The following is a 24,615-nucleotide window of genomic DNA, read 5'->3' as shown; positions in this document are numbered from 1 at the left end:
CTCTTCCCTGCTGGAGCGCCTGATGTCCCGTCGCCGTACCTGCCTGCTGATGCTGGGCCTGCTGACCGCCGCCCCCCTGGCCCAGGCGCTGAGCCCGGCCAAGCCGCCGCGCGTGCCCGAGCAGGTCTCCAACGTGGCCTGGGCCGGCGACATGGCCCACTTTGCCAGCGCCGACCAGGCCAGCCCGCCGCCACGGGGCGGCATCGAGTTCATCGGCAGCTCCTCGATCCGCATGTGGGAAGGCCTGGCAGCCGACTTCCCCGGCCAGCCGGTGTTCAACCGTGGTTTCGGCGGCTCGGAAGTCCGCGACAGCACCTGGTATGCCGACCGCATCGTGGTGCCGTATGCACCGTGCAAGGTGTTCTTCTACGCCGGTGACAACGACCTCAACAGCGGCCGCAGCGCCGTGCAGGTGCGCGACGATGTGGTTGCCTTCGTGCAGCGCGTGCAACGCGACCTGCCGAAGACGAAGGTGGAGTACCTGTCGATCAAGCCAAGCCCGTCGCGCGCGCACCTGCTGCCGGCGATCAACGAGGCCAACACGCTGATCAAGGCAGCTCTGGCCAGGCTGCCCAACACCGGTTTCACCGACGTCTACACGCCGATGCTCGGCGCCGACGGCCAGCCGGATGCGTCGCTGTTCCGCGAGGACATGCTGCACATGACCCCGGCCGGCTATGCGATCTGGACCAGGGCGCTGGCGCCGAAGGTGAAGTGCGATTGAAGAAGGCTGCGGCCTCGCTCCGGTAGATGCCAACCTTGGTTGGCATGGGGCACCGGCGTGAATCCTGTTGAAAGCGCCGACCAAGGTCGGCATCTACCGAGGCCGCTGGTGCCGCGTCAGCGGAACACCACCGTGGCCTCGGTGCCCTGACCCGGCTCGCTGGCCAGGCTGACCTTCCAACCAAAGCGATCGCACAGCCGGCGCACGATCGACAGGCCCAGGCCGGTGCCCTGCGGGCGGCTCGGCTCGGCGCGGTAGAACGGCTCGAAGGCCCGCGACAGTGCGTCGGCCGACATGCCGATACCAGTATCGCGCACCACCACCCGATCGTTGTGCACATGCACGTCGATGCGCCCCTCATCGGTGTAACTGCACGCGTTGCGCACCAGGTTGCTGACCACCACCTGCAGCACCCGCGGCGGCGCATGCAGCTGCACCGGGCCATCGCTGTGCAGGTGCACCGACACCGGGCGCGTACCCAGCAGTTCGTTGGCGTTGTCCACTTCGTAGCGGACGATGTCGTTGACGTCGAACAGCTCGACCTGGGGCTCGACGTCGGCCTCGCGGGCCAGGATCAGGAAGGCATCGATCACCGCCTCCATGTCACGGCCGGCACGCTGGATGCGCTGCAGGCTGCGGCGCAGGCGCGGCTCCAGGCTGTCATCGCCCAGCGCCATGTCGCTGGCCACGCGGATGACGGTCAACGGTGTGCGCAGTTCATGGCTGGCATCGCGGGTGAAATTGCGCTCGCGCGCCACGTGCGCGCTGACCCGGTTGGCCAGCGAATGCAGTGCGGCCGCCAGCTGCCGGGTCTCGCCCTGCATGTCCGCCGGCAGCTTGTTCGGCTCCAGGTCGGCCGCCTCCGGGTGGCCCGGGTCCCAGCGCGAGACGCGCCGCGCCAGCCAGTTCACCGGCGATACCAGGCGCTTGGACGCACGATAGGTGACCCAACTGGCGCCATACACCGCCAGCAGGGTCAGCAGCACCGGCACGATGCCGAACCAGAACGCCAGCATCTCCGCACGCGAACGCAGGAATACCAGGTAAAGGCGGCCGGCCGGGCGCACATCGACCAGCACCAGCTGGTCGTCCTTGGGCAGTTCGTGGAAGCCGGGCTCCAGGTTGCGCAGATTGGCCGGCAACGACAGGGCCGACTGCCCGCTTTCCAGCAGGTAGCCACGGATGTTCTGGGTGTTGGGTGGCGGCTGCACCGGCGAGGCCTCGTGCAGCGTCCAGAAGTACGCCGCCTCCTCGCGCAGGGCGGCGCCGACCAGGCTGTGCTTGATCACCAGCGAAACCAGCCACGCACCGAGCAGGATGCCCAGGCTGGCCAGCACTGCCTGCAGGATGAAAGCGATACGGATCTTGCGCGGCAGGCCGTGCGGCATTGCGGGGTCCCGGTCAGAGCGCTGCGATTATAGGCAGCGCACCGCGCCGTTGGGATGCACGGGCGATGACCGGCGGCACTGCCGGACGGTCATCCCCTGCCCTTGTGCCTGGCCGCAGCCCGGCCCGGCCTGCGGCTGCACCGGCGCGGGCCTGCTCAGGCCATCGGCTGGGCGATGTCGGCAATGCGGTAGCCGGCACTCTGCACGGTATGCAGCAGCGGACGGTCGAACGGCTTGTCGATGATCTTGCGCAGGTTGTACAGGTGGCTGCGCAGGGTGTCCGAATCCGGCAGGCCGTTGCCCCAGATCTCGCGTTCGATCTCCTGGCGGGTGACCACGCGCGGCGATTCGCGCATAAGGATGGTCAGCAGGCGCAGGCCGATCGGCGACAGCTGCAGCTCGGTACCGGCACGGGTGGCACGCATGCTGACCGGATCGAGCACCAGGTCGGCGACCTTCAGCACTTCCGAACCGACCTGGCGACGCTCGCGGCGGATCAGCGCGCGCAGGCGGGCTTCCAGCTCCTGAATCGCGAACGGCTTTGTCAGGTAGTCATCGGCGCCGAAACCGAGGCCGGTGAGCTTGTCGTCCAGCGTGTCGCGTGCCGTGAGCATCAGCACCGGGGTGGACTTGCGCGCATCGTTGCGCAGGCGACGGCACACTTCGATGCCATCCAGGCGCGGCAACATCAAGTCGAGCACCACGACGTCATAGCTGTTCTCCGCCGCAAGGCGGTAGCCATCCAGGCCGTCCTGTGCATAGTCGACTTCGAAGCCGCGACCTTCCAGGTATTCCCCGATCATCTCGGAGATGTTGCGGTTGTCTTCGACCACCAGCACCAAGCCGGAGGTCTCCTTCGTCTGACGCATGTGATTCCCTCTAACTTCAGCTTTGTGAAACATGCCGGATCGACGGTGGACGCGATGTGAAGTTCCGTCAAGAGGTAAACAAACGGTTCAGAGCAGCGGTCTGAGCAGCGGCCAGACGTTGTCCAGCACCTTCGGCTGCGCCTGTGCGGTCGGGTGCAGCCCGTCGGCCTGCATCATGCCCGGCTGCAGGGCCACGCCCTCCAGCAGGAACGGCAGCAGCGGCACCTTGTACTGCGTGGCCAGCGCCTTGTAGGCCGCCGCCAGGCGCTGGCGATAGGCTGGCCCGTAGTTGGGCGGCACGTCGATGCCCAGCAGCAGCACCTTGGCACCGGCCTTCTGGCTGGCCTGCACCATCTTTTCCAGGTTGCCCTGCACCTGCGCCGGGGTCAGCCCGCGCAGTGCATCGTTGCCGCCGAGGGCAATCACCACCACGGTCGGGTTTTCCTTCGCCAGCAGGCCCGGCAGGCGGGTCAGCGCGCCGGCGGTGGTTTCCCCGCTCATGCTGGCGTTGACGATGCGCGCCGGTGTTTTCGACTGCTGCCTGACCCGCTGCTGCAGCAGGCTCACCCAGCCGGCGTCGGCAGGGATATTGTGGGCAGCACTGAGGCTGTCGCCGAGCACCAGCACGGTGCCAGCCGGACCTTTGGCACAGGCCAGCCCAGGCAGCAGCAGGAACCCTAGCAGCAGCACCATCATCACGCCGGCTCGCCGGCTCCATCCCGTCTTGCGCATTGGAGTCTCCTCATCGACAGCCTGTCCCCCCGCAGCGCGTCCGTTGCCATCGCCGTCGACCAGGTCGGCAAATCCGTGCAGGGCCCGGAGGGTGAAGTCCACATACTGGACAACATCACCCTGACCGTCCATGAAGGGACCAGCGCGGCCATCGTCGGCGCCTCCGGTTCCGGCAAGACCACCCTGCTCGGCCTGCTGGCCGGGCTGGACCTGCCCAGCCGCGGCCGCATCGCGCTGGCCGGCCAGGACCTGGCGGCGCTGGACGAGGAGGCCCGCGCCCAGCTGCGCGCGCGTGAGGTCGGCTTCGTGTTCCAGAGCTTCCATCTGCTGCCGGCACTGACCGCCGCCGAGAATGTCGCGCTGCCGCTGGAACTGGCTGGGCGCGAAGACCGGGCGCGGGTCGAAGAAGTGCTGGCCCAGGTCGGCCTGGCCCATCGCGCCCGCCACTATCCGCGCCAGTTGTCGGGCGGCGAGCAGCAGCGCGTGGCACTGGCACGTGCCTTCGTCACCCGCCCGCGCATTCTGTTCGCCGACGAACCGACCGGCTCGCTGGACCACGCCACCGGCCAGCACATCAGCGACCTGCTGTTCGAACTCAACGCCGGCAGCGGCACCACCCTGGTGCTGGTCACTCACGACCTGCGCCTGGCCCAGCGTTGCCAGTACATCCACCGCATCGACGACGGCCGCCTGCTGCCGGTCGAGCGTGGGGCGCAGGCATGAACCTGCTGCGGCACGCGTGGCGCGCGCTGCGCCGCGAGGCGCTGGCCGGCGACCTGCTGACCGTGTTCGCCGCGCTGGTGCTGGGCGTGGCGGTGATGACCGCGGTCGGCACGCTGGTGAACCGGGTCAACCTGGCACTGACCGGCAGCGCAGCGGAAATGCTAGGCGGCGACCTCGGCATCGCCGGGCGCGATGACCCGCCGCAGGCGTTCGCCGACGAGGCGCAGCGGCGCGGACTGGCCTACACCCGTATCGCCAGCTTCGGCAGCGTGCTGTTCAACGGTGATGCCAGCCAGATGGCCAGCATCAAGGCGGTGCAGGCGGGCTATCCGCTGCGTGGCACGCTGCGGGTGCGGGCCACGCCCGGGGGCGCCTTGATCGACAACGCCGGCATGCCGGCCAAGGGCCAGGCCTATGCCGACCCACGCCTTCTCCAGGGGCTGGGACTGAAGGCCGGTGACGACCTTGAATTCGGCGCTGGCACGCTGCGCATCGCCGGCATCATCGAGGCCGAGCCGGATACCGGCGGCGACCTGCTTACGCTTTCCCCCACCCTGCTGGTCAACCGCGCCGATGTGGAAGGCACCGGCCTGCTCGGTCCGGGTAGCCGCATCAACTACCGGCTGATGTTCGCCGGAGCAGCAGAGCCGATCGCGGCACTTCGGCAATGGCTGCTGCCGCAGGTGAAGGGCCTGCGCCTGCTGAGTGTGGACGACACCCAGCGTGGCGTGCGCCAGGCGTTCGACCTGGCCGGGCGCTTCCTCGGCCTCAGCGCGCTGCTGGCGGTATTGCTGGCCGGTGTTGCCACGGCGCTGGCGGCGAACCGCTTCGCCCTGCGCCGCATCGACCAGGTGGCGATCCTGCGCTGCCTGGGCGCGCGCCAGCGCGACATCCTGTCCGGTCTGGCACTGCAGCTGCTGATGCTGGCGGTGCCGGCCTGCGCACTCGGCATCGGCCTGGGCATGGCGGCGCAGGAGGGCCTGGTGCAGGTGCTGGGCAGTCTGGTGCCGCAGCGCCTGCCGCTGCCCGAGGCAATGCCTGCGCTGACCGGTGCCGGCATCGGGCTGTTGCTGCTGTTCGGCTTCGGCCTGCCGCCGCTGCTGCGCCTGCGCGGGGTGCCGCCGATGCGGGTGCTCAACCGTTCCTTCGCCGCCCTGCCGCCGGCCTCGCTGCTGGCCTACGTGGCTGCCCTGGCGGCCAGCCTGCTGCTGGCGGTGCAGGTCACCGGTGATCTCAAGCTGGCGCTGTGGGTGCTGGGCGGGTTGGCCGCGCTGGCGGTGGCGGCCGGCGTGGTCGGCTTCGTGCTGCTGCAGCTGCTGCGTGGCCTGCAGCACCGCCTGCACGGCCACTGGCGACTGGGCCTGGCCGCGCTGACCCGGCGCCGGATGCTGGCGGTGATGCAGCTGGTCGGGCTGTCGCTGTCGCTGTGCGCGCTGTTGCTGCTGGCGGTGACCGGCCCCGGCCTGCTGCAGCAATGGCGCGAACGCCTGCCCGCGGATACGCCGAACTACTTCCTGATCAACATCCAGCCCGAACAGCGCGACAGCGTGCTGGCCGCGCTGCGTGGACTGGGCGCCAACGACGCCAGCATCGAACCGATGGCCACTGGCCGCCTGATCGCGATCAACGGCAAGCCGCCGCTGCGCGTGGACCGCTCGCCTGAACAGAACGGGCAGCCGGCACAGGGCGAAGGCCAGCGCGATGACGACGACGAGAACCGGCCGTTGAACTTCAGCTGGCGCAGCAGCTTCCCGCCGGCCAACACACTGGTCAACGGCACCTTCTGGAAGGCAGACAGCACCGCCGCCGAAGCCTCGGTGGAAATCGGCTGGGCCAAGCGCTACGGCGTGCATCCCGGCGACCGCATCACCATTGCGGTGGGCGAGCAGGAACGCGAGTTCACTGTCACCAGCGTGCGCAAGGCCGACTGGAACACCTTCCGCCCGAACTTCTTCGTGCTGCTGAACCCGAATGCGGTGGGCGATACGCCACACAACCTGCTGTCGGCATTCCATCTACCGGCCGGCAAGGCCGCCGGACTGGGCGAGCTGGTACGCGCGCAGCCGAACCTGTCGCTGCTGGACGTGGACGCGGTGATCTCGCAGGTGCGCGATGTGATGGAACGGGTGGCGCAGGCGGTGCAGCTGGTGATGGTGTTCAGCCTGCTGGCCGGCATGCTGGTGCTGCTGGCCGCGCTGCAGGCCACGGCGGGCGAACGGCGCTACGACAGCGCGGTGCTGCGCACGCTGGGCGCGACCCGGCGCCAGCTGCGTGGCGCGGTACTGGTGGAATTCGGTGCGCTGGGCACACTGGCGGCGTTGCTGGCGGTGGGCGCGGCCGCTGCGATCGGCGTGGCGGTTTCGCAGAAGGTGTTCGAGCTGCCGTTGCTGCCGCCGTGGCCGGGCCTGCTGATCGGCGGCCTGGTCGGCATCGGCTTGAGCCTGCTGGCAGGCTGGTGGGGTACGCGGGCGATCCTGCATACGCCACCAGCACTGGCCCTGCGCGAAGCCTGACGCGATCGTGACACGCTCGGGTGGGGCGCTATGCTGCGCGCCCCACCCGATCAGATCGTCCGGAAGCGCGGAAGGTTGCTCCCGCGCTCCCGAGGTTCAAGGAATGAAGATGAAATACAGCCTCTGCCTGCGCATCCTTCTGGCCAGTTCCCCGCTGCTCACCGCGGTGCTGCCCGCAGGCGCCCGCGCGGCGGAGGGCTATGTTCCTGACGCGGTGCAGGCCTTCATACTGGAAACGGTGCTGGCCGACGAGGCGCAAGCCTTCCACGAGGGCCATCCGACCTATCTGGTTCCGGCCAGCATGTCACGCACGCGCAGCGATGCCGACGTGGTGGCCGACCTGCGTGCTGAGTTCGACCGGTTCTACCGGGGCCAACCGAAGCCGAGAAAGGAAGTGGCGCACATGGCGATCCTCGTCGCACAGACCGCGCTGCTGCCGGACCGTAGCGCCTGCAGCACGGATCGAGTGCGTTGCCACCAAGCTGTCATGGGCGTCCGCACCCGCGATGACGAGGCCAGCCTCCAGGCTACCCTGCGTGCCTTCCAGGACGCCGGGCTGGACCTGACCACCTTGAGTGGGCCGGCGTCCTGAGTGCATCGCATCCACGCATGGCATGGATGCAGCGTGCGATCACCGATGGAGAGCGTGCCGAGCAAGCTCGGCACCTACCAGAAGCAGCGGTCGGTAGATCCACGCCATGCGTGGATGCTGCCGTGGAGTCGAGCATGGCTCGACTTACTGGGCCTTTTCCACGTACTTGGCGAACACGTCGTCGATCTGCTTGTCCTTCACCTTCTTGCCGGCCTGGATCTCTTCGGCCTGGGTGAACATCGGGATGATCATCGCCATGCCGTCGATCTTGGTCTTCAGGTGCACGCCCGGCGCCTGGCCGAGGAAGCCGTCCCAGCGCTGGCGCACCTTGGCCCAGTAACCGGCAGTGGCCTTCCAGTAGTTTCGCGCCGGGGTGAAATCGACCTCGGTGGTCTTCACGTAGTCGTTGAAGCCGAACTCGCGGGCGATCTCCACCTGGCTGCCATCGGCGTTGCGCTGCACCTTGGTGTTGAACTGCTCGTGGGTCCAGCCGTTCGGGGTCAGCGTGTGGCGGTTGATCACGGCCAGCGCGTTGTAGTCACTGCGCTTGGTGTACTCGCGGCGCGGCAGCGGACGCCAGCTCAGGTCGCTGGTCCAGCTCGGCACGTTGTTGGTGTAGGTCCAGGTGCCGGTGCCGCAATAGCGCGGTGCGTCGCTCACTTCGTATACGCACTGGGTCCAGGCGCCCTGGTTCACCGCCGCCGGAATGCTGCGCACCTTCCAGGTCTGGTCGGCACTGAACTCGAAACGGTTCGGTGCTTCGTACACCCAGTCCTGGCGCCAGTGCTTGGTGATGTGGCCGCTCTTCTCGTCCAGCAGCAGGTGCTGCAGCACGATGCGCTTCGGCGTGTCTTCGACCACGATGACCACTTCGCTGCCGCCGCTGCGCATCGCCGGCGCGCGCTCGTAGCCCGGCTTCAGCAGCACGGTCTCGTCGAAGGCGAAGTCCACGGTGTACTCACCCTGCATGGCAAGGATGCTGTCGTGGTCACGGGCGATATCGGAGGGCTGCGCGCTGGCCACGCCGCTGGCGGCGAGCACAAGCAGGGCGCTGGCTGTCTGGAGCTTCATCGGGGTCTTCCTTCGGGGTTGCAGATGCGTTGAGAGGCCGTCCGTGGCCGACAGGCGTTCCATCAGGAGTGGGTCACAGGCGGATCAGCGGCAGGTCGCCGGGAATCCGCGGCGCCGGACGCCGCGCGGCATCGGCACAGCAGCAATCGTCGATTGCCAGCTCGCCTTCGGCACCTTCCAGCCGTGCAATGCGGCGCGCGGTGGCTGCGCCCAGCGAGGACAGGGTCGACAGACTGGCGGCCAGCGTGCGGCCATCGTCGGCGGCATGCAGGCGCAGCGCGCACAGGCGCCAGCGCTGGCCACCCAGATGACCGGCCAGGCGTCGCCACAGGCGTTCGCCGACGCTGCCATCGCTGTCGTGCTCGGGCCCCGGCGGCAGCGCAGCCACCAGCCGGTCCCAGGCCAGGAAGTCGCTGTCCGGCAGCAGGTACAGGCGCCACACGCAGCGGCCGCGGCCATCGAGGAAGCACAGGCTTTCGCGCAGGCCTTCGCTGTCCACGCCCTGGCAGGCATGCACGCGTACGGCCTGGCGCCAGCCGCCCAGCTCGTTGCCGTCGGCGTGGTACAGGCACAGCACGGTGCCGAGCGTGGCCAGCTGTGCCGGGGTCGGCCAGGCCGCGCTGTGCGGCGCGGCGATGGAGTCATTCCTGCGTGCGGACAGTGCTCGGCTCATGAGGTCACCAGGAAACGGCAAGGCTGGCGGAGAAGGTGCGGCCCGGGCTGCTGAAACGATCGCTCAGTGCGCGGTTGGTGATCAGGCTCGGGGTGATGGACGACCATTCGATGTAGCGCTTGTCGGCCAGGTTGAACACGCCGACATTGAAGGTGGCACCCGGTGCGAAGTTCCAGTGCGCCATCAGGTCCAGCACGCCATAGCCGGCCGGCTGGTAGACGAACGGCGCCGGTGCGTTCGGATTGGTCTGCGCCGCCGGCGGCGGCAGGCGCTTCTTGCGCTGCACGAAGGTACCGGCCAGTTCGACGCCCCAGGTATCGGTGTCGTACATCAGGCCCAGCGTGCCACGCAGCGGATCGACCGAGGCCAGCGGTTCGTCATCGGTCCGGTTGTCACCACGCGACCAGGCCAGCGCACTGCGCAGCGCCCAACCCTTCAGCGCCGGGCTGAGTTCACCGAACTCGATGCCGGCCTTCATTTCCGCGCCATAGATGCGCGCGTCGGCGATGTTCTGCGACTGGAACACCATCAGGCCCTGTGCGTTGCGGCCGGTGTTGACGTTGGACTCGATGAAATCCTTGTAGTCGTTGTAGTAGCCGCTGACGCTGACGTACGCAGCCGGCGCGATGAAGCGCAGGCCCAGTTCGTAGCCGTCGCTGGTTTCCGGCTTCAGGTCCGGGTTGGCGATGGCGGTGTAGCCGAAGGCCACGTTGGTCAGGCCGATGTTGACGTCGTTGTACGGCGGCGAGCGGAAGCCACGCGCATACCCGGCGAACAGCGACCACTGGTCGGTGAAGCGCCAGACCATGCCCAGCTTCGGCGACACGCTGGTCTTCTTCAGCTGCGCCACGGCCGTGGTCGGGTTGTCTTCGGCGAAGATGCTGTCCACTTCCGGCTTCAGCTCGTAACGGTCGACGCGCACGCCCGGCACCAGCGACAGCTTGCCGTCGGCCAGGCGCATTTCATCCTGCGCGTACAGGCCCAACTCGGTGGTCTTGCTGATCGGGAAGTCACGCACCGGGAAGGTGTCGGGGGTAACGGTGTTGCTGACCACACCGGCACGGTTGACCTGATAGCCGTCGCGCTTCTGGCGGATCTCGGTGCGCGTGCCCTCGAAGCCGTAGGTCAACGCATGTTCGACCGCACCGGTGCTGAAGGCCTTGTTGAACTGCGCCTGCAGGCCATAGGCATGCTGGTCGAAGGAAAACACGCGGTGGCGACGACTGCCGTCGGTGCGGGTCTCGTCGGTCTGCTGCCGGGTTTCGCTGTTCTGCGCATACACCTGCCAATGCAGGCTGTCGGCGAACGGCTGTTCCAGCGCATCCATTTCGTGGGCAAAGGACACGCGGGTTCGCTTCTGCGTGTCGTGGGACTTCATGCCAGTGGCCGCAGCCATCGCGCCGGGGCGCGGTGCAACGCTGGCAATCGCCGACAACACATTGGTATCGGTGGTGTCTTCGTTGCCTTCCACGGTCAGGCGGAAGCGCTGGTCTTCGCTCGGTGCGTAGACCAGCTTGCTGAGCAGGCTGCGGCCGTCGCGGTCCTGCGGATTGGACGCGGTACGGGTGTCGTTGTCGCTGCGCACCGTGCCCTTGTTGTCCGTTTCCTGGCCCTGGTGGTGGTTGACGTTGACCAGGCCGCTCCAGTGGTCGCCACCAAAGGCGGCGGTGGCACCGCCGAGCAGGCCCTTCCACTCACCGTCGTAGCCGAACTTCAGTCCGAAGTAGCTGTTCTTGCCGTCCTTGAGGTAGTCGGCCGGGTCCTTGGTGACGAACGCCACCACGCCGCCCAGCGCATCGGAGCCGTACAGCGAGCTGGCCGGGCCACGCACGATCTCCACGCGCTTGAGCGTATCGAGGTCGGTGAAGTTGCGGTTGGAACTGGCGAACGAACCGATGTCGAACCGGGTCGGCATGACGATGCCGTCGGTCTGGATGCGCACGCGGTTGCCGTCCAGGCCACGGATGCGGAAACCATCCAGGCCGAAGCGGGTCGCGCTGCGGGTGACCGACAGGCCCGGCTCGTAGCGCACCAGATCCTTGATGTCCTGCACCAGGTGCCGGTCCATCTGCTCACGGTCGATGACGTCCACGGTGGCCGCCACGTCACTCACGGCCCGCTCGGTGCGGGTGGCGGTGACCTGCACCCGGTCGAATTCGCGCGCATCAGGGGCGGCGGTGGCAGCAGCGTGGGCGGACAGCGGCAACGCCATCCAGACAGCAAGACACAGGGCGGTATGGCGGGTCATCGGGTTCGTTCGGTCAGGCAAGGGAACCCCCGGTTACCGGCACACCCGGAAGGTGCACGCGGTAGACCGAGGGGGAGAGAGCGGGAGCGGACGGGTCGCCCACGCTGTCGGCGCTGCCGGCAGGAGGGAGGGAGGCGGGCGACCAGGCCGCGATTACTTGGTCAGGATCAGCTTGTCGTTGCTGGTGTGCCGCAGGCGATAGAAGCGGTCGCCGTGCTGGATCAGGATTTCACGACGGCCCTTGAGCAGGGCTTCACTGTCGATGACCTCTTCCGGCGGAACGACGCGGACCGGTCGATCGCGGAGGGTCAGCGTTTCGGGGCGCAGCAGTACAGGTTGAGCATTCATGAGCATCTGGACTCGTGCGAGGGACGAGTTAAATGATAATGATTCTCAGTTGACAATCAACAACCATTCTCAATTTCATTGATGAGATTAATGATCGAATTCTGAAATGCGATAGATTTCATCTATTGAAATATGGGGGCACACGGCTTTTGTAGAGTCGAGCCACGCTCGACTGCTCTCGCGCCGTCGCCTGGAAATGCCCGCGCTACGTGCGGAGTCGAGCATGGCTCGACTCTACAAAGGCCCGACCAACCTGGAGTCGAGCGTGGCTCGACTCTCCAAAGAGTTGTCAGGCGAAGACGGCTTCGACCTGGGCCCAGCCGGCCGCATCGACCTGCTCCAGCACGTCCAGCGCCTGCAGGTTCTGCAGCAGCTGGCTGACCCGGCTGGCGCCGAGGATCACGCTGGAAACGTTCGGGTTGCGCAGGCACCAGGCGATGGCCAGCGTGGCCGGGGCATGGCCGAGCGCGCGTGCCACCTCGCTGAAGCGCCGCACCTGGCCCAGGCGGGCCCCGGCGTCGGCCCCCAGCACCAGGTCCTGCAACCACTCCATGCCTTCCCGCCCCAGCCGCGCATCGGCCGGGATGCCCTGGTCGTACTTGCCAGTGAGCAGGCCCGAGGCGAGCGGCGAGAAGATGGTGGTGCCCAGGCCGGCACCCGCATACAGCGGCGCGTACTCGACCTCGACCCGCTCGCGGTGCAACAGGTTGTACTGCGGCTGCTCCATCGACGGGCCCTGCAGGTTGCGCGCCTCGGCGATGTCCAGCGCCTGCTGGATCTGCGCCGCCGACCACTCCGAAGTGCCCCAGTAGAGGATCTTGCCCTGCCGTACCAGGGTATCCATGGCGTGCACGGTCTCGGCGATCGGCGCGTCCGGATCCGGGCGGTGGCAGTAATAAAGGTCCAGGTAGTCCACCCGCAGGCGCTTGAGCGCGGCATGGCAGGCGTCGGTCACGTGCTTGCGCGACAAGCCGCGCTGGGTCGGTCGCGGGTCCTTGGCACTGCCGAAGAACACCTTGCTGGACACGCAGAAACCGTCGCGCGGCAGTCGCAGGTCGGTGATCACGTCGCCCATGACCTGTTCGGCACGGCCGTTGGCATAACCCTCGGCGTTGTCGAAGAAGTTGACGCCATGATCCCAGGCGGCGGCCACCAGGTTGCGGGCCTCATCGCGCGGGACCTGGTCGCCGAAGGTCACCCAGGCGCCGAAGGACAAGGCGGAAATCGGCAGGCCGGTGGAGCCCAGGCGACGGTATTGCATGCGAATCTCCTGCTGCGGGCCCGCATCCGGGCCGGGATCGAACCCCATTCTACCCGCCGCCGCCAGCCGCAAGCCCTTGCCGTTGCTGGCCTGATCGGTACCGTTGGCCGCGCACACGCTGCTTTTTCTTGCCCCGGCCCCTGCCCTGCACTAGGCTTCCCGTTTTTCGCGACGCCCCAGGGGAGTCACTCACATGGTCGAAGGTTTGGGCAGGATCGGCTTCGGCCTGTTCGGGTTGGCGGTGCTGATCGGCATCACCTGGTTGTTTTCCAATAACAAGCGCGCGGTTGACTGGAAGCTGGTTGCCACCGGTATCACCCTGCAGATCGCCTTCGCGGCGCTGGTGATCCTGGTCCCGGGCGGACGCGACGTGTTCGACGCACTGGGCAAGGGCTTCGTCAAGATCCTCAGCTACGTCAACGAGGGCTCGGGCTTCATCTTCGGCTCGTTGATGGACACCAAGAACTACGGCTTCATCTTCGCCTTCCAGGTGTTGCCGACCATCATCTTCTTCTCTGCGTTGATGGGGGTGATGTACCACCTCAACGTCATGCAGGGCATCGTGCGCGTGATGGCCTGGTCGATCACCAAGGTGATGCGCGTGTCCGGTGCTGAAACCACCAGCGTCTGCGCCAGCGTCTTCATCGGCCAGACCGAGGCGCCGCTGACCGTGCGCCCGTACATCGCCAGGATGACCCAGTCCGAGCTGCTGACCATGATGATCGGCGGCATGGCGCACATCGCCGGCGGCGTGCTGGCGGCCTACGTGGGCATGCTCGGCGGTGGCGATCCGGCGCAGCAGGCCTTCTACGCCAAGCACCTGCTGGCGGCCAGCATCATGGCGGCCCCGGCCACCCTGGTCGTGGCCAAGCTGCTGATCCCGGAGACCGGCACCCCGCTGACCCGCGGCACGGTGAAGATGGAAGTCGAGAAGACCTCCAGCAACATCATCGACGCGGCCGCCGCCGGCGCCGGTGACGGCCTGAAGCTGGCGCTGAACATCGGTGCGATGCTGCTGGCCTTCATCGCCCTGATCGCGCTGCTGAACGCCCCGCTGACCTGGATCGGCGATGTGACCGGCCTGGCCGCTGCCATCGGCAAGCCGACCAACCTGTCGACCATCTTCGGTTACGTGCTGGCCCCGATCGCCTGGGTGATCGGCACCCCGTGGGCCGATGCCACCACCGTCGGTTCGCTGATCGGCCAGAAGGTCGTGATCAACGAGTTCGTGGCCTACACCGAGCTGTCGCAGATCGTGAACGGCCAGATCGCCGGCGTGAGCCTGTCCGAGGAAGGTCGCCTGATCGCCACCTACGCGCTGTGCGGCTTCGCCAACTTCAGCTCGATCGCGATCCAGATCGGCGGCATCGGCGGCCTGGCCCCGGAACGTCGCCACGATCTGGCCAAGTTCGGTCTGCGCGCGGTGTTGGGCGGTACCATTGCCACCTTCATGACGGCGACCATCGCCGGCGTGCTGACGCACTTCAGTTGAACCCTTGGTTGAGAAAAGATTCCCTATGAGCAGCAGTGTCGTTGTCGTCGGTTCCTTCAATGTCGATCACGTGTGGCGGTGCGAGTCGCTGCCGGCACCGGGTGCGACCATTGCCGGCCGTTACAGCACCGGCCCCGGTGGCAAGGGCTTCAACCAGGCCGTGGCGGCCTGCCGCGCCGGTGCCGACACGCACTTCGTATGCGCGCTGGGCGACGACGCCGGTGGTGCCACCGCCCGTGAGCTGGCCGCGCAGGATGGATTCGCGCTGATCGCCGAGGCCAGCAGCGAGCCGACCGGCACCGCCGGCATCTACGTCGATGCCCGTGGCCGCAACACCATCGTGATCGGACCGGGTGCCAACGCCGCGCTGAGCACCGACTTCCTGCAACAGCAGCAGGCCCTGCTGACCGGCGCCAAGGTGGTGCTGGTGCAGCTGGAATCGCCGGTGCAGACCATCGAAGCGGCACTGGCCACGGCCCGCGAGGCCGGCGTCACCACCGTGCTCAACACCGCACCGGCCGACGCCCCTTCGACCATCGGCCTGCTCAAGCTGGCCGATGTGATCACCCCGAACGAGACCGAGTTCGCCGCCCTGCTCGGCCGCCATGTCGGTGAGCGCGTGGATGCCAACGACGTCGCCGCGCTGGATGGTGCCAGCCTGCATGCGCTGTGCCGCAAGCTGGTCGGCAACGGTACCGTGGTGGTGACCCTGGGTTCGGTGGGTGTGTTCGTGTCGCATGCCGACGAGAACCTGCGCGGCGATACCCAGCCGTACTACCGCGTGGGTGCCGAACAGGTGCAGGCGATCGACACCACCGGTGCCGGTGACGCCTTCAACGGTGCGCTGGCCGCGTCGCTGGCGCAGGTGGCCGACGCCCCGTTCGCCCGCCACGTGCGCTTCGCCAACCAGTTCGCCGGTCGTTCGACCGAGAAGGAAGGCGCTGCGGCGGCGATGCCGCGCTTCACCCCGGCCGACGTGGAAGTGAAGTAGATCCACGCCATGCGTGGATGAACGAGCCCGGGCATGCAGATGCCCGGGCTTTTCATTTGCGCATTCTGCAGGCCCGCGCGCACCTGCGACCGCTTGTCGCATTGCCCGCATCCAGGTCCTCGCCCACCATCCGCGCAGCTTCTCTGCGTGGGCAGGACATGGACGGATTCCCCTGGCTGCTGATCGCGGCCGCCGGCAGTGCCATCGCGGCCCTGCTGCACATTGGCTGCATCGCCTTCGGCGCGCCCTGGTACGAGCGTTTCGGCGCCGGTCCGCGCATGGTCCGGTTGGCCCAGACCGGACACTGGTGGCCGCCACTGATGACCGCCGGCATCACCGCCCTGCTGGTTGCCTGGGCGCTGTACGCGCTGGCTGCTGCCGGCTGGCATGCGCCGTTGCCGGCCAGCCGCCTGGTCCTGCCAGGCATTGCCGCGCTGCTGTTGCTGCGCGCCACGATGGGCTTCGGCCTGGCGCTGTTCCGACCGGGTTACAACGGCACGCGCTTCTGGGCGGTCAGTTCGCTGGTCTGCCTGGGCCTGGGGCTGGCCTTCGCCGTGGGGACCCGCCAGGCCTGGCAGAGCCTGGGCTAGCCGCCCACCATCGCCCGCCCTTGGGGGCGGCGGAAGCAACCGTCAAGCATCTGTTGATGCCGGTACGGCATGAGCTGGGTGCGGATCGGCCTGAACCGGAACGCCCCCGACACGGCCGTACCGCCGCCCGCGCCCTACAATGGGCGCATGCAGATCGGCCCGTACACCATTGCCCCCAACGTCGTGCTGGCGCCCATGGCCGGCGTTACCGACAAGCCTTTCCGCCTGCTGTGCAAACGGCTGGGCGCGGGACTGGCCGCCTCGGAAATGACCATCAGCGACCCGCGCTTCTGGACCACGCGCAAGTCGATCCATCGCATGGACCATGACGGCGAGCCGGCACCGATCAGCGTGCAGATCGCCGGCACCGAGCCGCAGAAGTTGGCCGAAGCCGCCCGCTACAACGTGGACCACGGCGCGCAGATCATCGACATCAACATGGGCTGCCCGGCCAAGAAGGTGTGCAACGCCTGGGCCGGTTCGGCACTGATGCGCGACGAACAGCTGGTGGCGCGCATCCTCGAAGCGGTGGTCAACGCGGTGGACGTGCCGGTTACCCTGAAGATCCGTACCGGTTGGGACTGCGACCACCGCAACGGCCCTCTGATCGCCCGCATCGCCGAGGACAGTGGCATCGCCGCACTGGCTGTGCACGGCCGCACCCGCGACCAGCACTACACCGGCCAGGCCGAGTACGCCACGATCGGCGAGATCAAGGCCGCACTGCGCATTCCGGTGATCGCCAACGGTGACATCGATTCGCCGCAGAAGGCGGCGTTCGTCCTGAAGGAGACCGGCGTGGACGCAGTGATGATCGGCCGCTCGGCACAGGGCCGGCCATGGATCTTCCGGGAGGTGGCGCACTACCTGGCCACCGGCGAGGAACTGCCGCCGCCATCGCTGGCGGAAGTGCGCGACATCCTGCTCGGCCACCTGCATGCACTGCATGCGTTTTATGGCGAGCCGCAGGGCGTGCGCATCGCGCGCAAGCACCTGGGCTGGTACGCCAAGGATCGACCGGAGAATGCCGCCTTCCGCGCGGTGGTCAACCGTGCCGAAGATCCGGCCAGCCAGATCGCATTGACGACCGAGTACTTCGACCGCCTGATCGCCGGGGAACCGGCGTTGTCATCTGCTGCCTGAGCGTATTGCCACGCCGTCGAGTCGAGCTTGCTCGACTGATTTCCCGGAGCCGTCGAGCAAGCTCGACGCTACAAGAGCCCGCCCCCATGACCCCGCCGATCTCCTCCCCGACCTACCTGCACGGATTCTCCGGCACCGAGCAGCAGCGCCTGATGACCCAGGCACGGCTGCTGGAATCGAGCATCTTCGGCCAGATCGACTACAGCGGCGCGCGTCGCCTGCTGGAAGTCGGCAGCGGCGTCGGCGCGCAGACCGAAATCCTGCTTCGCCGCTTCCCCGATCTGCACGTGACCGGCGTGGACCTGAGCGAAACACAGCTGGCCACCGCGCGCGAGAACCTGGCGCGCACACCGTGGTGCAGCGACCGCTACACCCTGCAGCAGGCCGACGCCGGGGAGCTGCCGTTCGAAGCACGCAGCTTCGACGCGGCGTTCCTGTGCTGGGTGCTGGAGCACGTGCCGTCACCAGCACGCGTATTGAGCGAGGTGCGCCGCGTGCTGGCCCCGGGTTCGCCGGTCTACATCACCGAGGTGATGAATGCCTCGTTCCTGCTCGACCCGTATTCGCCGCATATCTGGCGCTACTGGATGGCCTTCAACGATTTCCAGTACGACCACGGGGGAGATCCGTTCGTCGGCGCCAAGCTGGGCAACCTGCTGCTGGCCGGCGGCTTCCGCGACGTGCACACCGAGATCAAGACCATCCACCTGGACAACCGCGAGCCGGCACGTCGCAAGACGATGATCGCGTTCTGGGAACAGCTGCTGCTGTCGGCCGCCGACCAACTGCTGCAGGCCGGATCGGTGGACGAGGAAACCGTGGAAGGCATGCGTCGCGAGTTCCGCCTGGTGCAGAACGACCCGAACGCGGTGTTCTTCTATTCGTTCGTGCAGGGCCGCGCCACGGTGTATTGATTCGGTGGAGCCACGTCATGCGTGGCTGCCTTCGCCGATGCCCCCCGCCATCCACGCATGGCGTGGATCTACGGATGCGACACTGCACCGCCGATGGAGGCAGTAGAGCCACGCCATGCGTGGCTGCCTTCGCCGATGCCCGCGTCATCCACGCATGGCGTGGATCTACGGATGCGACACTGCACTGCCGATGGAGGCAGTAGAGCCACGCCATGCGTGGCTGCCTTCCGATGCCCGCACCATCCACGCATGGCGTGGATCTACGGATGCGACACTGCACTGCCGATTGAGGCAGTAGAGCCACGCCATGCGTGGCTGTCTTCGCCAATGTCCGCGCCATCCACTCATGGCGTGGATCTACGGATCAATGCACGGCGCTGTGGTCGGCCGCACCCGGCTGTGCTGCCGGCTCCTGCCAGATCCGCTGCCACATCGCGGCCAACCGGCGTCCGACGTCGGCGCGTGCAGCCGGGCTGCTGTATTCCACCCGCACCTGCTCGGGCGTGATCGCCCGCCACTGCCCATCAGCCTGCTCGGCCACCGTGAAGTTGAAGGTGTAGTCCGGTTCCAGCCCCATACGCAGGTCGCTCAGCACCAGCCGGCCGTCCACCACCTGCGCACGCATGAAGCCACGATTGAACCACGTCAGCTGCTGCACCGCCGGGATGGCCTGCGCTTCGCGCAAGGCCTGCACATTGGATGCGTGGCCTTCGAACTGCATCGGCCCGTGGTCGGCCACCAGCGAGCGGTCGCCCACCACGTAGCCGTTCGGCGTCATTGCCACCACGCGCCACAGCAGGGTGTTGAATGGCATCGGCACCGAGAAGCGCGGCGCATCGCCCAGGCCCATCGCCACCAGGCTCTGCTGGGCAGCACGGTCGACCTGCGCCTTGGCGATCAGGCCCCAACCCAGGTACGCACTGCTGACCAGCAACGCCACACCCAGCACCTTGCCAGCCCAGGGGCGGGCGCGACCAAACCAGGCCAGCACGCAGCCCAGCAGCAGCCATACCGTGTAGCCGAGATCGATGATGAAGACACTGGAACCCATGGTCGGGTGTGGGCGCAGCGGCCACCACAGCTGGGTGCCGTAGACGGTGAACGCATCCAGCATGGGATGGGTGACCAGCGCCAGCTGGATCGCCCAGAACCAGCGCACAGGTGACTGGGCGACGCGGCCATTGCCGAAGCGCTTGAACAACCACCAGATCAGTGCCGCCACCCAAGGCAGCACCAGCAGCGAGTGGCTGAAGCTGCGGTGCTCGATCATGTTCGCCACCGGGTCGGCGGCGGTGAAACCGAGCCACAGGGCGTCGAGGTCCGGCAGGGTGCCGAGCGCGGCACCGGCCAGCAGGGCCGCACGGCGATGTCCGGGCGGGGCGATGACAGCAGCGACGGCGCCGCCGAGCACGATCTGGGTCAGGGAATCCATGGGCCGATGCTAGCGGCTTGCGGGCGTGCCGTCTTGATGGCACAGCCGCTCGCGCTCTTTTGTAGAGTCGAGCCATGCTCGACTGCTGTACGCGGGGCAGTCTGAGAAGAGCAGTCGAGCATGGCTCGACTCTACGAGAGTGGGTCAAGCCGCTTGCTTGATGCGCGCGCCAGGAAGTTCGACCAGGGTCTGGCCATTGTGGTCGAGCAGGCGCAGCGCGCCATCATGGTCTTCGGCCAGCGCGGTCAGGCTCTCCACCCAGTCGCCGTCGTTGGCATAGACCAGGCCATCGTGCTCGATCAGCGCGGCGCGGTGGATGTGGCCACAGACGATGCCATCCAGTCCGCGCCGCCGCACGTCGTCCAGCCCGGCCTGCACGAAGCGCTCGATGTAGCGTTCGGCCGCACCGCTGCGCTTCTTCAGGAACTCCGACAGCGACCAGTAGCGCATCCCCAGCAGCCGCCGCACCGCATTCAACGCCTGGTTGCCGGTCAGGATGCGGTAGTACAGCCAGTCACCGAACTTTTCCTGCAGGCCACCGAAGTGGGTCACGCCGTCGTACTCGTCCCCATGCGCAACGAGCAGGCGACGGCCATCGGCGGTCACATGGATGGCGCGGCGGCGCACCTGCATCGCTGGGAGCATCAGCCCGCACACGTGGCGCAGTGACGCGTCATGGTTGCCGGGGATGTAGACGATCTCGGTCCCGGCACGGCGCAGCGCGTGCAGGGCCTGGATGACTTCGCTGTGCGACTGGCGCCAGTTGGCGCGGCGATGCGCCATCCACCACAGGTCGATGATGTCGCCCACCAGGTACAACCGTTCGCAGCGCAGCTGCGAGAGGAACCGCGCCAGCTCGGTGGCATGGCAATGACGTGACCCCAGGTGCACGTCGGAGACGAACACTGCGCGCCGGTGCGGCGACAGGTTCGCCAGCGCGCTCATGCCGGCGCCCCCGCGTCGCGCAGGTAGCGTTTGCGCTTGTTCGGCCTGATCGCGCACAGGTCGACTTCAATCAGGCCGTCGATCGAATCACTGAAGTCCGGGTCGACACCGAAGGCAAGGAAACGGGCGCCACCGGGTTCGCACAGATCGGTGTACTGGCGATACAGCGTCGGCACGCCAGTGCCGAGTGCGGCCAGGTTGGCCTTGAGCACATCGAACGCGGCACCTGCATCCAGCTCGCCGAAACTTGGCGGCGCGGCGAAGTACTGGAACGGGCGGTTCGATTCGGCCAGGCCGGCGGTACCGCTGTAGTAGCGCTGGTAGTACGCCACCAGCTGCTCGCGTGCATCGCGTGGCAGCGCTGCGCTGATCGACACGGCGCCGAACAGGTAGCGGATGCCGGGCCGGCACTGCAGGTAGGCGCCGATGCCCTGCCACAGGTAGTCCAGGCTGCGGCTGCCCCAGTAATCAGGCACCACGAAGCTGCGGCCCAGTTCCAGGCCTTCGGCGATGTGGGTGATGGCGTCGTCGGAATAGCGGAACAGCGACGCGCTGTAGAGCCCGGACAGGCCGTGCCGGGCCAGCGCGTGGGCACCACGCATGATCCGGTAGGCGCCGGCGATGCGCTGCGCGGCGGCGTCCCATATCACGATGTGTTCGTACCGCGGGTCGTAATCATCCAGATCGCGGCTGCGCCCGGTGCCCTCGCCTACCTGGCGGAAGGTCAGCTCGCGCAGGCGCCCCAGCTCCAGCAGCAGCGGCGAATCGGCGGTACAGGTCGCCAGCAGGATCTGCTTGCCGTCGGCGGTCTGGCCCAGCTGGGTCGCCGCGGCGATGCCTGCGGCCACCTGTGAAGGCGGCACCGGGGACGCCAGCGGCTCGGGGCCTGCTACAGCAGCTGCATCGCCCGCCGCCCCATTACGGCCCAGCGCATACAGCGCGCGGCGCACCGCCAGCAGCTGTGCGCCCGGGTCGCCGCCCTTGCCCAGCTGCATCGGCTCACCGATGCTCAGCCGCAGCGGACGGCCACGACGGGTGAACATCTCGCGCGCCAGCAGCGCGGTGCCCGCCGGCTTGAACAGGGTCGAGGCGCCGTAGAACAGCGCCGAGTTGCGCGCCTCCACCCGCACCGGCAGCACCGGCGCGCCAGCGGCACGGGCAAAGCGGACGAAACCGCGCTGCCACCGGCCATCACGGATGCCGCGCAGCGACAGCCGCGAGACCTCGCCGGCCGGGAACACAATCACGCACTGCTCGGCGGCCAGCGCCTCTTCGACGGCATGCAGGCTGCCACGCTGGGCCTTGCCACCGAGGATGCGTACCGGCAGCAGCAGGTCCTGCAGTGGCGCGATTGCCCCCAACAGGTCGTTGGCCACGATCCGCACGTCACGGCGGATGCGGCCGACCGCGTCCAGCAGGGCGAGGGCATCCAGTGCCCCGGAGGGATGGTTGGCGACGATCAGCAGGCGGCCGGTGGCCGGGATCCTGGCCAGCGCGGCCGGGTCCACCTGGTACTGGCCGTCGATGAACTCCAGGCCGGCGGCGACGAAGCCGAAGCCACGCAGGCCTGAGCTGCGCTGCAGGAAGGCTTCGATCTGGTCCAACCGCGACCAGCGACCGACGCTGCGCAGCAACGGCCGCGCCAGTTGGCCCCGGCGGCCATGGAACCAATCGGGGAAGCGTTGCTGGAGACGCTGTTCAAGTTCCTGCATGGCGGATCCACTCATGCCCGGCGGCCGGATTGGCCGACAGCCTGCGCCCGGCAGGCGGCAGCCAGATGGCGGTTTTTGGGCAGAACGATGACGGCCGCACAGCCGCTGCCGGGCGTTGTGGCCCGCGCAGTCGGGGCCGGTAGCCGCGCGCTGCGTTGTCACGCTGGTGGAACACTGGACCTCGAGGCTGAGCCCCAATCCCGGCCGGACGGCCCCTGCCGGGCCTACGCGGGCTTAACCACCGGCAACCGGTACAGGTTCACAATGCACAGGCGGCGCACCCCGTGTATCATTCGCGCCCATCTTTCCATCCGAATCAAGGGATATTACGCCTGATGTCCAGCTATCTCTTCACCTCCGAGTCGGTCTCCGAAGGCCATCCGGACAAGGTTGCCGACCAGATCTCCGATGCGGTGCTGGACGCGATCCTGACCCAGGACCAGCGCGCCCGCGTGGCCTGCGAGACCATGGTCAAGACCGGTGTTGCCATTGTGGCCGGTGAAATCACCACCAGCGCCTGGATCGACCTGGAAGCGCTGACCCGCAAGGTCATCACGGACATCGGCTACGACAGCTCCGACGTCGGCTTCGACGGCGCCACCTGCGGCGTGCTGAACCTGATCGGCAAGCAGTCGCCGCACATCGCCCAGGGCGTGGATCGCAAGAAGCCGGAAGAAATGGGCGCTGGCGACCAGGGCCTGATGTTCGGCTATGCCACCAACGAGACCGACAGCTACATGCCGGCCGCGATCCACCTGTCGCACCGCCTGGTCGAGCAGCAGGCCAAGATCCGCAAGAAGAAGAACTCGCCGCTGTCGTGGCTGCGCCCGGACGCCAAGAGCCAGGTCACCCTGCGCTATGAAAACGGCGTGGTCTCGGCCATCGACGCCGTTGTCCTGTCGACCCAGCATGCCCCGGGCATCAAGCAGAAGGACCTCATCGAGGCCGTCCGCGAAGAGATCATCAAGCCGGTGCTGCCGGCCAAGTGGCTGCACAAGGGCACCAAGTTCCACATCAACCCGACCGGCAAGTTCGAGATCGGCGGCCCGGTGGGCGACTGCGGCCTGACCGGCCGCAAGATCATCGTCGACACCTACGGCGGCTGGGCCCGTCACGGTGGTGGCGCCTTCTCCGGCAAGGACCCGTCCAAGGTCGATCGTTCGGCTGCCTACGCGGCCCGCTACGTCGCCAAGAACGTGGTTGCCGCCGGCCTGGCCGACCGTTGCGAAGTGCAGGTCTCCTACGCCATCGGCGTGGCTGAGCCGACCTCGATCTCGGTCACCACCTTCGGCACCGGCAAGATCAGCGACGACAAGATCGAGAAGCTGATCCGCAAGCACTTCGACCTGCGCCCGTACGGCATCATCAAGATGCTGGACCTGGTGCACCCGATGTACCAGCAGACCGCGGCTTACGGCCACTTCGGCCGCAAGCCGAAGGAGTTCAGCTACCTCAACGGCGAAGGCGAGACCGTCAACGCCACGGCCTTCTCCTGGGAGAAGACCGACCGCGCCGCCGCCCTGCGCGCCGATGCGAAGCTGAAGTAAGAAACACGAAGGGCCGCGCAAGCGGCCCTTCTGCTTCTGGTAGAGCCGGCCGCTGGCCGGCTTTTTCATGGCCTCCGGGAACAATCGCGTGGTTGCCGGCCAGCGGCCGGCACTACCGGTTGCCGATACAATCGCCCCATGTCGACCGAACTGAAAACCCACCAGCTGTCCATGACCGTGCTGATGTCGCCGGAGATGGCCAATTTCTCCGGCAAGGTCCACGGCGGCGCCATCCTGCGCCTGCTCGACCAGGTCGCCTACGCCTGCGCCAGCCGTTACGCCGGCAGCTACGTGGTCACCCTGTCGGTGGACCAGGTGATGTTCCGCCAGCCCATCGCGGTGGGCGAGCTGGTCACCTTCCTGGCCTCGGTGAATTACACCGGCACCTCGTCGATGGAGATCGGCATCAAGGTGGTGGCCGAGGACATCCTCAAGCGCAGCGTGCGCCATGCCAACAGCTGCTTCTTCACCATGGTGGCCGTGGATGAGGAAGGCCGGCCAACGCCGGTGCCGTCATTGCAGCCGGTCACGTCGGACGAGAAGCGCCGCCAGGCGGCCGCATTGATCCGCCGCCAGCTGCGCCAGGAAATGGAGCAGCGCCATCTGGAACTGCTGGCGTCGAACCCGCCGTCGCCGGAAGAGTGAGGTAGTGCCGGCCGCTGGCCGGCAACCTCGCGCGTGTTGCCAGACATCATGAGGTTGCCGGC

At 67.5% G+C, this 24,615-nt stretch carries 22 protein-coding genes; 11 read left to right on the top strand and 11 right to left on the bottom strand.

All coding sequences use genetic code 11. The features are described 5' to 3' along the window. Nucleotides 1-22 precede the first annotated feature (22 nt). The gene (locus ACZK2R_RS03295; RefSeq protein ID WP_180838331.1) at nt 23-724 is read left to right on the top strand and encodes an SGNH/GDSL hydrolase family protein; all 702 of its coding nucleotides are present in this window, start codon (nt 23-25) and stop codon (nt 722-724) included. A gap of 116 nt (nt 725-840) precedes the next feature. On the opposite strand, the gene ACZK2R_RS03290 is transcribed toward ACZK2R_RS03295, so the two are convergent. From ACZK2R_RS03290 to ACZK2R_RS03280, 3 genes are all read right to left on the bottom strand, one after another. Continuing rightward, on the bottom strand, nt 841-2,112 hold the full coding sequence (locus ACZK2R_RS03290; protein WP_049399778.1) for a sensor histidine kinase: 1,272 nt from the start codon (nt 2,110-2,112) through the stop codon (nt 841-843). Between the two features lie 155 nt (nt 2,113-2,267). Beyond that, nucleotides 2,268-2,981, bottom strand: a complete 714-nt coding sequence (locus ACZK2R_RS03285; protein ID WP_002811889.1) for a response regulator transcription factor — start codon at nt 2,979-2,981, stop codon at nt 2,268-2,270. An 87-nt stretch (nt 2,982-3,068) separates the two neighbouring features. Further along, complete coding sequence (locus ACZK2R_RS03280) at nt 3,069-3,713, bottom strand: arylesterase (RefSeq protein ID WP_004144386.1); 645 nt, start codon at nt 3,711-3,713, stop codon at nt 3,069-3,071. 75 nt (nt 3,714-3,788) lie between these two features. Between ACZK2R_RS03280 and ACZK2R_RS03275 the strand changes: the two genes are divergently transcribed. The 3 genes from ACZK2R_RS03275 to ACZK2R_RS03265 all read left to right on the top strand — a co-directional run bounded on the left by ACZK2R_RS03275 (nt 3,789) and on the right by ACZK2R_RS03265 (nt 7,541). After that, entirely contained in the window at nt 3,789-4,436 is a 648-nt protein-coding gene (locus tag ACZK2R_RS03275) for an ABC transporter ATP-binding protein (RefSeq protein WP_049461575.1), read from the top strand. Then, nucleotides 4,433-6,949, top strand: coding sequence for an ABC transporter permease (locus ACZK2R_RS03270; RefSeq protein ID WP_180838330.1), 2,517 nt, complete (start codon nt 4,433-4,435; stop codon nt 6,947-6,949). The genes ACZK2R_RS03275 and ACZK2R_RS03270 overlap by 4 nt, the downstream gene beginning before the upstream one ends. Before the next feature lie 109 nt (nt 6,950-7,058). Then, on the top strand, nt 7,059-7,541 hold the full coding sequence (locus ACZK2R_RS03265) for a hypothetical protein (protein WP_258015809.1): 483 nt from the start codon (nt 7,059-7,061) through the stop codon (nt 7,539-7,541). A 144-nt stretch (nt 7,542-7,685) separates the two neighbouring features. Here the strand turns inward: ACZK2R_RS03265 and ACZK2R_RS03260 are convergent, their stop codons facing one another. The 5 genes from ACZK2R_RS03260 to ACZK2R_RS03240 form a co-directional block, all read right to left on the bottom strand. Further along, the gene (locus ACZK2R_RS03260; protein ID WP_032129933.1) at nt 7,686-8,612 is read right to left on the bottom strand and encodes a DUF6607 family protein; all 927 of its coding nucleotides are present in this window, start codon (nt 8,610-8,612) and stop codon (nt 7,686-7,688) included. Nucleotides 8,613-8,685: 73 nt separating this feature from the next. Beyond that, on the bottom strand, nt 8,686-9,285 hold the full coding sequence (locus ACZK2R_RS03255) for a ChuX/HutX family heme-like substrate-binding protein (protein WP_032129934.1): 600 nt from the start codon (nt 9,283-9,285) through the stop codon (nt 8,686-8,688). 4 nt (nt 9,286-9,289) lie between these two features. Next, on the bottom strand, nt 9,290-11,533 hold the full coding sequence (locus ACZK2R_RS03250; protein WP_478487760.1) for a TonB-dependent hemoglobin/transferrin/lactoferrin family receptor: 2,244 nt from the start codon (nt 11,531-11,533) through the stop codon (nt 9,290-9,292). 153 nt (nt 11,534-11,686) lie between these two features. Next, nucleotides 11,687-11,881: a hemin uptake protein HemP gene (hemP, locus tag ACZK2R_RS03245; protein ID WP_005412278.1), complete on the bottom strand. Its 195-nt coding sequence runs from the start codon at nt 11,879-11,881 to the stop codon at nt 11,687-11,689. A gap of 289 nt (nt 11,882-12,170) precedes the next feature. Next, nucleotides 12,171-13,142: an aldo/keto reductase gene (locus ACZK2R_RS03240; RefSeq protein ID WP_032129941.1), complete on the bottom strand. Its 972-nt coding sequence runs from the start codon at nt 13,140-13,142 to the stop codon at nt 12,171-12,173. Nucleotides 13,143-13,335: 193 nt separating this feature from the next. On the opposite strand from ACZK2R_RS03240, the gene ACZK2R_RS03235 reads away from it, so the two are divergent. The 5 genes from ACZK2R_RS03235 (at nt 13,336) to ACZK2R_RS03215 (ending at nt 18,272) form a co-directional block, all read left to right on the top strand. Continuing rightward, entirely contained in the window at nt 13,336-14,634 is a 1,299-nt protein-coding gene (locus ACZK2R_RS03235; RefSeq protein WP_049399786.1) for a NupC/NupG family nucleoside CNT transporter, read from the top strand. Between the two features lie 25 nt (nt 14,635-14,659). Then, the gene (locus ACZK2R_RS03230) at nt 14,660-15,625 is read left to right on the top strand and encodes a ribokinase (protein ID WP_032129936.1); all 966 of its coding nucleotides are present in this window, start codon (nt 14,660-14,662) and stop codon (nt 15,623-15,625) included. 158 nt (nt 15,626-15,783) lie between these two features. Then, nucleotides 15,784-16,215 carry a hypothetical protein gene (locus ACZK2R_RS03225; protein WP_180838328.1) on the top strand — a complete coding sequence of 144 codons (432 nt, stop codon included), beginning with the start codon at nt 15,784-15,786 and terminating at the stop codon, nt 16,213-16,215. A 147-nt stretch (nt 16,216-16,362) separates the two neighbouring features. Continuing rightward, on the top strand, nt 16,363-17,358 hold the full coding sequence (gene dusB / locus ACZK2R_RS03220; protein WP_180838327.1) for a tRNA dihydrouridine synthase DusB: 996 nt from the start codon (nt 16,363-16,365) through the stop codon (nt 17,356-17,358). 86 nt (nt 17,359-17,444) lie between these two features. Beyond that, nucleotides 17,445-18,272: a class I SAM-dependent methyltransferase gene (locus tag ACZK2R_RS03215; RefSeq protein WP_032129690.1), complete on the top strand. Its 828-nt coding sequence runs from the start codon at nt 17,445-17,447 to the stop codon at nt 18,270-18,272. Nucleotides 18,273-18,636: 364 nt separating this feature from the next. Here ACZK2R_RS03215 and ACZK2R_RS03210 read toward each other — a convergent pair whose 3' ends face one another. The 3 genes from ACZK2R_RS03210 to olsF all read right to left on the bottom strand — a co-directional run bounded on the left by ACZK2R_RS03210 (nt 18,637) and on the right by olsF (nt 22,361). Continuing rightward, a complete protein-coding gene (locus ACZK2R_RS03210) occupies nt 18,637-19,704 on the bottom strand; it encodes a metal-dependent hydrolase (protein ID WP_180838326.1) in 1,068 nt (355 codons plus the stop codon). 144 nt (nt 19,705-19,848) lie between these two features. Beyond that, nucleotides 19,849-20,649 carry a UDP-2,3-diacylglucosamine diphosphatase gene (locus ACZK2R_RS03205; RefSeq protein WP_180838325.1) on the bottom strand — a complete coding sequence of 267 codons (801 nt, stop codon included), beginning with the start codon at nt 20,647-20,649 and terminating at the stop codon, nt 19,849-19,851. Then, entirely contained in the window at nt 20,646-22,361 is a 1,716-nt protein-coding gene (gene olsF, locus ACZK2R_RS03200) for a bifunctional ornithine lipid synthase OlsF (protein ID WP_180838324.1), read from the bottom strand. Before olsF ends, ACZK2R_RS03205 begins: the two co-directional genes overlap by 4 nt. Before the next feature lie 335 nt (nt 22,362-22,696). On the opposite strand from olsF, the gene metK reads away from it, so the two are divergent. Further along, nucleotides 22,697-23,908 (top strand): methionine adenosyltransferase, encoded by a 1,212-nt coding sequence (gene metK / locus ACZK2R_RS03195; protein WP_010481882.1) that lies wholly within the window; start codon nt 22,697-22,699, stop codon nt 23,906-23,908. Nucleotides 23,909-24,046: 138 nt separating this feature from the next. Further along, the gene (locus tag ACZK2R_RS03190; protein ID WP_049399791.1) at nt 24,047-24,553 is read left to right on the top strand and encodes an acyl-CoA thioesterase; all 507 of its coding nucleotides are present in this window, start codon (nt 24,047-24,049) and stop codon (nt 24,551-24,553) included. Nucleotides 24,554-24,615: the final 62 nt, after the last annotated feature.

The sequence above is a fragment of the Stenotrophomonas sp. 96582_Sma genome (assembly GCF_056480905.1).
Note: the sequence above shows the minus strand (reverse complement) of the source record. Positions and strands in the feature narration are given on the sequence as shown.